We start from the raw sequence: 7,442 nt of genomic DNA on the forward strand, positions 1-7,442 counted from the left end.
TTCCCAGATTTGTTAAGCATGTCAAAAATTTCATAGCTCAGGTCTAAACCAAGTTTATTTACAAAATGATCTGTTATTGCAGATTCAATTGAAGATAAATTACCAAAATTCTTTAATTTTATCAAAATTGGTATTCTTGAAATTAGATCTCCTTCTAAATATTTTTTCATCAATGTATAATTCAGATATTCACAATAAGTAGTTTTGCCAGAGCCAAATTCACCAAGAAGAGTTAAATGAACTGATTGTTTAATATGTTGCCAATCAGATATATAAGAATGTAGATTGAAAGTATTTGGATTTAAATCAGTATAGGCGTTTAGATCAACGAAAAGATTATTAGTAAAAATGTCGTGTGATTCATATTTTTTTATTAGAGTTTCGAATGCTAATTTGAATGAAATGAAATTTCTAAAAAAAGAATCATAAGTTGAAACTGTAATTGAATCAACATTTAATATATTAAGAATAGTTTCTGAGACTTGAGTTGTTGTAATAATCAATGAATTATGCAATTCTTTTTGCTTTAACAAATGGTTGATAGCTCCTTTTAATTCTAATGCAATAGGCTTTGTGATTTCATTTAAAACAAATATGCCTGTTTTATTTTTGACATTACTAAAAAGCGTATTTTCGCAATAGATGCTTATTTCACAATTACTTATTTTTCTAAAAATGTCAACATTTTGAGCTTTTAATTGAACTAATAATGCTATATCTTCAATAGTATCTGTAATATTACCACTAATTTTCTCTAATTCTAATGTTGGCTTAAAATCCCCAATATTTAACCAAACCTGATAGTATTCCAGACCAATTGTTCTAAGGTATTGTGTTACTTCATTTAGCCTTTTGTCGGTGTAATCTCTTATTTCATTTAGTATTTCAAGCTCCTCGCAAGATTTTGGTTCTGTTTGTAATTCAATTATTCCTTTTTTTATTATTGGGTTAATAAACCTTATGATATGTCTAATAGAATTAGCTTCACTTGTGATCCCGTTTACTCTCGCATATGTATTTTCAAGCTCGTCTCCTATTCTCAATAATGCTCCAAGCTTTTGTAAATTAAACGGTTTTCCTGTTTCACTGAGTTCTACAATTCCATAGTTATTGTCACATTTACTAATAGGCCAAACATCTTCTGATGCATGTGCAGCACAAATCTGTGCAATTGCATTTGCTTCAAACCTATTACTTAAATTATAAATGCGATAATTCTTTTTAATTTCATTAAAACTCTCTATTTCATGATGTAATGTTGATTTTCTTCTTCCTATGTCATGTAAGTATACGGAAGCTAGTAATAAATAAATTTCACCTGGATCGAATAATTGTTGATTGACTTTTATATCGTCAGGCACAAGATTATCAAGGATCTTTTCAATATTTTGCGAATGAATAAAATCATTTTTACCTAATTCTCTTAACCAAGAGTTTTTACCATCTTCAATAATAAGCTCCAAACGATGCCAGTAAGGCTTATTTTTTATAACATCCCTAAATTTCATCCTTACTCCTTAATGTGAGTATAACAATTTACTCACTTCAATTTTATTATTGTACATATCCATCTACAGGTAATACTCCCATTGTACAATAAGCTAAAATTCTATGCTTTTTTAATAAATCCATCATTCTTCAAAGTCTAATTCATCAAAATAATCCTTAAGTTTTTTGATACCTTCTTTAGTAATATATATATGTTTCAGTAGTATGTAAACTTTAACTCCCGTATAATCACTGATATATATATCATATATTTTCATGAATTAAAATATATGTAATCAAAAATAATATGGTGATATTTGTCAATAAAAAAAAGCCGCTGCAAGCAACGGCTAAAATTATGGTGGGCATTGAGGGACTTGAACTCCTGACATCTTGCTTGTAAGGCAAGCGCTCTCCCAACTGAACGAAACGCTCTGATTTATGAGCAGGTAAAGTTGGCGTTGAATGTAAGTAATAAGAAGTCCTCTTCTTCGTCCTCAGATAATGGGTCTTCTTGTTGCCTGGAAACGAATTAAAATATTTTCATAAAACTTAATTTTCAATTTTCCTTTATAAGTAAGTCCAAAAGTATAAACTCTTTTACAAAAGTAATCAAATATATTATTAAAAGAATGGGGCGGTACATTTGGAGATCAAGTAATAGCAACGGTGATATTGGATCGTTTAATTCATCATGCTAAACCGGTAGTTATGGCTGGTGACAATTATAGAATGAAGGGCAAAATTAACTGAAAATCTGTACCAGTTACGAGTGCCAAAACTGTACCAATTTAAAATGCAATTGATAGTTTTTCCATAATAAAAGAACCCATTATGCTAACTTACTTTTAACCTTCTGGCAATATAGGGGCAAGAAGTAAGCAAGGCAAGGCTGAACGGCATAACATCTATGTGTCATGCCGTTCAGCCTTGCACTACCTATAGACTGCCCCTTTGTTACCAGTATGCTGCCAGTATGCTTCTTTAAGGCATACAGTGGGGATTTTGAGGCAATCCAGAAAATTTTCCGGAGCAATTTTGCCTGTGCGGCTGAGATATGCAATTTACTTAAAAAAAAGGAAGGTTATTCCTGCCTATACACGATCAGATATCTTAATGGGAGTAGAGAAACAATCATTTTTAAGGAACTGATTATTTATAAATTATTCTGGAGAGTTGAGGATAAAATTCAGATGAAAAACTGGGGGATGCCAGTATAAATAATAGTTGACAAAACTCACTACAATCATCTCTATCTTTTTGCCAACAATTTAACATTCTAAATTGCTTCTATAGATATGTAATAATCTGATAAAGAGTATAATAAACTTCTGAAAAGAATCTTATTAGAATTTGTTAAATGTTTTTCATTATTATTTACCTTCTCAATTCTAACTATTTTAAACATTTTTTTAGAATAAATTCTGAACTCTCACCTTTACTAATTTTAATTACATCAATTTTGTTTACTTTGGAAAATTCTCAATTTCTTTGTTAATATGAAAACTTCTTTGCAGATAGTGTGTTATCATTTTCCCTTCATCTGAAGCACCTAAATAAAAGTCCTTATCTGTTTTTACTCTCTCTTCCAATAGTTTTTCATCTGCCAGAAGCCAAATTGATTTTACATATATTATAGTAAAAGGATTTAATCATCACTTAGCTGGCTATAAAAAAAAGCCGCTGCAAGCAACGGCTAAAATTATGGTGGGCGTTGAGGGACTTGAACCCCCGACATCCTGCTTGTAAGGCAGGCGCTCTCCCAACTGAGCTAAACGCCCTGTTTTATAGGCAGATATGGTGGGCGTTGAGGGACTTGAACCCCCGACATCCTGCTTGTAAGGCAGGCGCTCTCCCAACTGAGCTAAACGCCCATATCTGATAATTACCACTTATAAAAAATCTGGTCGGGGCGAGAGGATTCGAACCTCCGACCCCTGGTTCCCAAAACCAGTGCGCTAACCGGACTGCGCTACGCCCCGACAAGTGAAAGACATTAGTTTTAACCGACATTTTGCTGTCAAGAATTTTTAACTTAATTACTCATCTCCCCGAAATTTGGATATCATCCGGTTGATAAAAAAACTCTGAAAGGGTTGAACTACGGCGAAGCCTATTATCCATGGGTTTTAACCCATGGCTTGAAAAGATATCTAAAGCCCCACCCCTTCCCGCTTTGCCGAAAGCGGGAAGGGGTAGGGATCAGTTGCGTTCATTTGTCCCATGTGTTTCACCCATGGCTATTCATAGTAACACCCTTTCAGGGTTAAAAAGAATCGCAAAATATAGTCACCTGTAAATCTTTTATTATCTGCGATTTATTATATAAAATTGTTAACTAAAATAGGGGAATGCCTGTTTTTAACTGGTAATTACCCTTATTCTCACAAGAATCCCTCACTGGTTATCTTACAGATTCATGGAGAAGAGATTAGTGGGATAATAAAGGATGGAAATGGTAGGATTAGATCATTCAAATAAAGGGGGAGAAATAAATAACTAAAAAGAATAGCTAATCTACGTTAGTGATTAAATTTATTGACAGAAATCGAGCGATAAAATTAATGATTTTTGGAATTTGATATATTATAGCTGTAGAAAGCAGATGCAGTTATTGGATGTAAACATAGAGAATCAAACCACTTCCTGACAGTGGTTTCGTTATATAATAGGGCAGGCTATGCAGGAAAAAATTGAAAGTATTGTTAAGGAAGCGTGTGCGGCACAGGGAGTGGCATTATATGATCTGGAGTTTAAGCCTACAGATCATGGAAAGCTGCTGCTGGTCTATGTCACCAGTCTGGGTGGTGTGAAGGTTAGTGCCTGCCAGAAGATCAGCAAAAAGATCGCGCATCAGCTTGAAGAAGAGGATTTGATTGAAGGCAGATATTTTCTGGAAGTATCGTCTCCTGGTTTGGAGCGGGACTTGAAGAAAAAGAGTCACTTTGTGAGTGCCATCAATGAGCAGGTAAGCCTGACAGTGCATGGAGAAGGGAAAAATGATCTTATAGAGGGGAAACTTGTGGAAGTTAACCAGAACAGGATCACATTATTACTTGAAGATGGCGAAGAATTAGAAGTATTATTGAGCAGGATCAAAAAGGCAAAAACCTTATTTGATTATAAACAGGACTTGAAGACTGGCAAAGCGGATCTGAAGAAGGAGAAAGAATGAGTACGAATTTGATGGGTTCATTAGCGGCATTAGCTAATCTGAAACAGCTGGGACTGGAAGAGATAGAAGAGATCATCAAAGAAAGTATCGATGGTGCAGTATCCAAGAAGCTGACTTCTGAAAATGAGCTGGAAGTGATCACTGATTTCAAAACCGGTATCATCGAAATCAGATTTGTAAGGATAGTGGTAGAGCGGGATATGAATCTGGGTGAGATCAGTCTGGAAGAAGCTCAGGAACGTAATCAGCATCTGGAATTAGGTGATAAAATAACCGCCAAATTGAGTCTTATAGATTTTGAGCCAAAAATGATCAAGACTATCCGGCGTTCGATACTGGAACGGATGAAGGCATTGGAAGAAGACAGGATTCGAGGTGATTTTGAGCGTCAAAAGAACCAGATCGTCATGGGAAAAGTGACAAAATCTGATTATAATGGATATTCAGTTGATATTGGTTATGCGGAAGCATTATTACCACCAGATGAACAGATTGATGAAGAATATTATAAACCGGGTGATATGATCCGGGCTTATGTGATAGATATTCGTAAACGCAAGACAGATTCCATGATCATTCTCTCACGCACCTCACCGGAATTTGTGATGAAGCTATTTGAAATGGAAATTCCAGAAATTTCCACTCAGGAAATAGTGATCAAAAAGATAGTGCGTGAACCAGGGATCAAGACTAAAGTTGCCGTGGAAGCAATCAATAAGGCAATCGATCCGACCGCTGCCTGCCTGGGACCAAAGGGTGTGAGGATTGATATTATCCGCAAGGAACTAAATGATGAACTGGTTGATATAGTAATCTGGGATAATTCACCGGAGCAGCTTGTAGCAAATGCGATAGGACCTGATCTGGTGGAAAGGGTTTACCTTGCTGACCGCGGGAAATTTGCCAGAGTGATAGTAGATATCAAGAATAAGAATCAAGCAATTGGCAAGAAAGGCAAGAACGTGAAGCTGGCAGCAAAGCTTACAGATTTTAAATTAGATATTTATACAGAGTCAGAATTTGAGGACAAGATAGCAGAGGAACGACGCGTAACGAGTCACATCAGTGATCTTGATGGAGTAACCTCAAAGCTGGCAGAAATATTAAAGAGATATGGCTATACTTCAGTGCAGGATGTTTTTGAAGCCAGCGTAGATGAATTATGCAATCTTGAAGGTTTAGGCAAGAAAACAGCCCAGAAATTGAAGGAGTCAGCAGAGTATTTCTAATGCCCAATCAAGCATCTCATGCGGGTCATATACCTCAACGGACGTGTGTGATCTGCCGTCAGAAAACTGATCAGGGAAAATTACTTCGTTTGGTGCTGCTCAAGGGCAAATATGTGATTGACCCCCACAGGGTTTTATCTGGCAGAGGATATTACTGCTGCGAAGCAAAAGAATGTGTGGAGAAAATAGAAAAATGGGTACAAAGGTATCGGAAACGGAAACAGAAAAAGGCATAGACAGCCTCTTGCAGCTTTGTATGAAAGCTGGAAAGCTGGTGTGCGGTATTGATGCCACGCTCCGACTTCTATCCAGGAAAAAAATATTTATGATCATATATAGTGAAGACCTGGCAGCTAACTCCAGGCAAAAGATTTTAAGTAAATGTGAAGAAAAGGGAATTCCGACGTATTGCTACAGCACAAAATTGAAGCTGGGAAGATTGTTTAATCGGCGAGAGACAGGAATTTTATCAATAAGTGACCGGAATTTTGCCAGTGGAATTGTGAAGAAACTGGCAAAAAGAACTGAGAATGAAACAAACTGGGAGGTTTGATGGCAATCAGGGTAAGAGAATTAGCAAAAGAATTTAAGATTTCATCATCTGCCTTGATGAAGCACCTTAAGGATATGGGTGTGGATATTAAGAGCCCGATGAGTAAGGTAGAAGACGATATAGAACTGAAGATACGAGCCAGGTTTAATGCAGAAAAAGCGGCAGTTCGCCAACGAGAACTTGATAGAAGAAATTATCAGGAAAAGATTGTGCAAACCCGTAATCGCAATGAAAGCAAACTGGTTCAAATGCGTCCTCAGGCAAAGCCTACACCTCCACGAACCAGAGAAAGAGAAGAAACACCTGCTCAATGGGTTGAGCATCCAACCAAAAAGGAACCTAAGAAAACAACAGATTCCAAACCTCAGGAAACACAAAGACAACGTCCACCACGCAGAACTGGTTCTTCGGCTCCAGAACGGACAATGCCTCGATCCACTAGCAAACCTGCAGATACCAGGGGTGGAGATAATCGGGGTCGTCCTCAGCAAACTTCTCAAAACAGAGGACAAGATACCAGAAGATATAATGATAATCGTCAATCAACTGATAGACGCGGAACTTCTACCTATACACCGAGGAATACTGGAGATAGAAGCGGCGGATATAATGCCCGTCCACCCAGACCTGGTGACCGTCCTTCGAGACCTGGTGATCGTCCTTCGAGACCCGGTGAACGTCCTTCGAGACCTGGTGACCGTCCACAAAGACCTGGAGGAAGACCAAGACCAGGGGCAAAACCGGGTACAGATACTTCAAGTGATATTGCTGCTACAAACCGTGAAATAGTTAAGAAGGAACCGAAAAAGAAAAAAGAGAATTTTGGACAAAAAGATAAACATCTTAAGGCAAAGATCAGAAACTTTAAGCAGGGTACCCGTAAAAGCAAAATTGTACCTACTGAGCTTGAAGAAGCCGCAATTTCCAAAAACATCAAGAGGACTCTTGCTTCGAATCCTAAGAAGAAGAAATATAGAAAAGAAGACAAAAATCAGCA

The 7,442-nt window shown here is 36.9% G+C and carries 7 protein-coding genes and 3 tRNA genes; 6 read left to right on the forward strand and 4 right to left on the reverse strand.

Annotation, left to right across the window (positions count from 1 at the left end; genetic code table 11):
* The coding region (locus RAO94_12205; protein MDP8323105.1) for a hypothetical protein at nt 1-1,508 on the reverse strand (1,508 nt) is incomplete at its 3' end.
* A gap of 897 nt (nt 1,509-2,405) precedes the next feature.
* Here RAO94_12205 and RAO94_12210 point away from each other — a divergent pair.
* Nucleotides 2,406-2,708 (forward strand): hypothetical protein, encoded by a 303-nt coding sequence (locus RAO94_12210; protein ID MDP8323106.1) that lies wholly within the window; start codon nt 2,406-2,408, stop codon nt 2,706-2,708.
* 485 nt (nt 2,709-3,193) lie between these two features.
* On the opposite strand, the gene RAO94_12215 is transcribed toward RAO94_12210, so the two are convergent.
* The 3 genes from RAO94_12215 to RAO94_12225 all read right to left on the reverse strand — a co-directional run bounded on the left by RAO94_12215 (nt 3,194) and on the right by RAO94_12225 (nt 3,470).
* Nucleotides 3,194-3,269, reverse strand: a tRNA-Val gene (locus RAO94_12215).
* Nucleotides 3,270-3,286: 17 nt separating this feature from the next.
* Nucleotides 3,287-3,362, reverse strand: a tRNA-Val gene (locus RAO94_12220).
* 30 nt (nt 3,363-3,392) lie between these two features.
* Nucleotides 3,393-3,470: transfer RNA gene (locus RAO94_12225), tRNA-Pro, on the reverse strand.
* A 698-nt stretch (nt 3,471-4,168) separates the two neighbouring features.
* On the opposite strand from RAO94_12225, the gene RAO94_12230 reads away from it, so the two are divergent.
* The 5 genes from RAO94_12230 to RAO94_12250 all read left to right on the forward strand — a co-directional run.
* Nucleotides 4,169-4,663: a ribosome assembly cofactor RimP gene (locus RAO94_12230; protein ID MDP8323107.1), complete on the forward strand. Its 495-nt coding sequence runs from the start codon at nt 4,169-4,171 to the stop codon at nt 4,661-4,663.
* The gene (nusA, locus tag RAO94_12235) at nt 4,660-5,892 is read left to right on the forward strand and encodes a transcription termination factor NusA (protein MDP8323108.1); all 1,233 of its coding nucleotides are present in this window, start codon (nt 4,660-4,662) and stop codon (nt 5,890-5,892) included. Before RAO94_12230 ends, nusA begins: the two co-directional genes overlap by 4 nt.
* Nucleotides 5,892-6,128, forward strand: coding sequence for a DUF448 domain-containing protein (locus RAO94_12240; protein ID MDP8323109.1), 237 nt, complete (start codon nt 5,892-5,894; stop codon nt 6,126-6,128). Before nusA ends, RAO94_12240 begins: the two co-directional genes overlap by 1 nt.
* Nucleotides 6,086-6,445 carry a ribosomal L7Ae/L30e/S12e/Gadd45 family protein gene (locus tag RAO94_12245; GenBank protein ID MDP8323110.1) on the forward strand — a complete coding sequence of 120 codons (360 nt, stop codon included), beginning with the start codon at nt 6,086-6,088 and terminating at the stop codon, nt 6,443-6,445. The genes RAO94_12240 and RAO94_12245 overlap by 43 nt, the downstream gene beginning before the upstream one ends.
* Nucleotides 6,445-7,442: translation initiation factor IF-2 N-terminal domain-containing protein (locus tag RAO94_12250; GenBank protein MDP8323111.1), on the forward strand; the 998-nt coding region annotated here is incomplete at its 3' end. The genes RAO94_12245 and RAO94_12250, both read left to right, overlap by 1 nt.

It is taken from the genome of Candidatus Stygibacter australis (genome assembly GCA_030765845.1).
Classification (GTDB): domain Bacteria; phylum Cloacimonadota; class Cloacimonadia; order Cloacimonadales; family TCS61; genus Stygibacter; species Stygibacter australis.

What these genes read in the sequence shown, in the direction of transcription:
- RAO94_12230 (MDP8323107.1), top strand. Translation starts at nt 4,169, where the DNA reads ATGCAGGAAAAAATTGAAAGTATTGTTAAGGAAGCGTGTGCGGCACAG.
- RAO94_12240 (MDP8323109.1), top strand. Translation starts at nt 5,892, where the DNA reads ATGCCCAATCAAGCATCTCATGCGGGTCATATACCTCAACGGACGTGT.
- nusA (MDP8323108.1), top strand. Translation starts at nt 4,660, where the DNA reads ATGAGTACGAATTTGATGGGTTCATTAGCGGCATTAGCTAATCTGAAA.
- RAO94_12210 (MDP8323106.1), top strand. Translation starts at nt 2,406, where the DNA reads ATGCCGTTCAGCCTTGCACTACCTATAGACTGCCCCTTTGTTACCAGT.
- RAO94_12245 (MDP8323110.1), top strand. Translation starts at nt 6,086, where the DNA reads ATGGGTACAAAGGTATCGGAAACGGAAACAGAAAAAGGCATAGACAGC.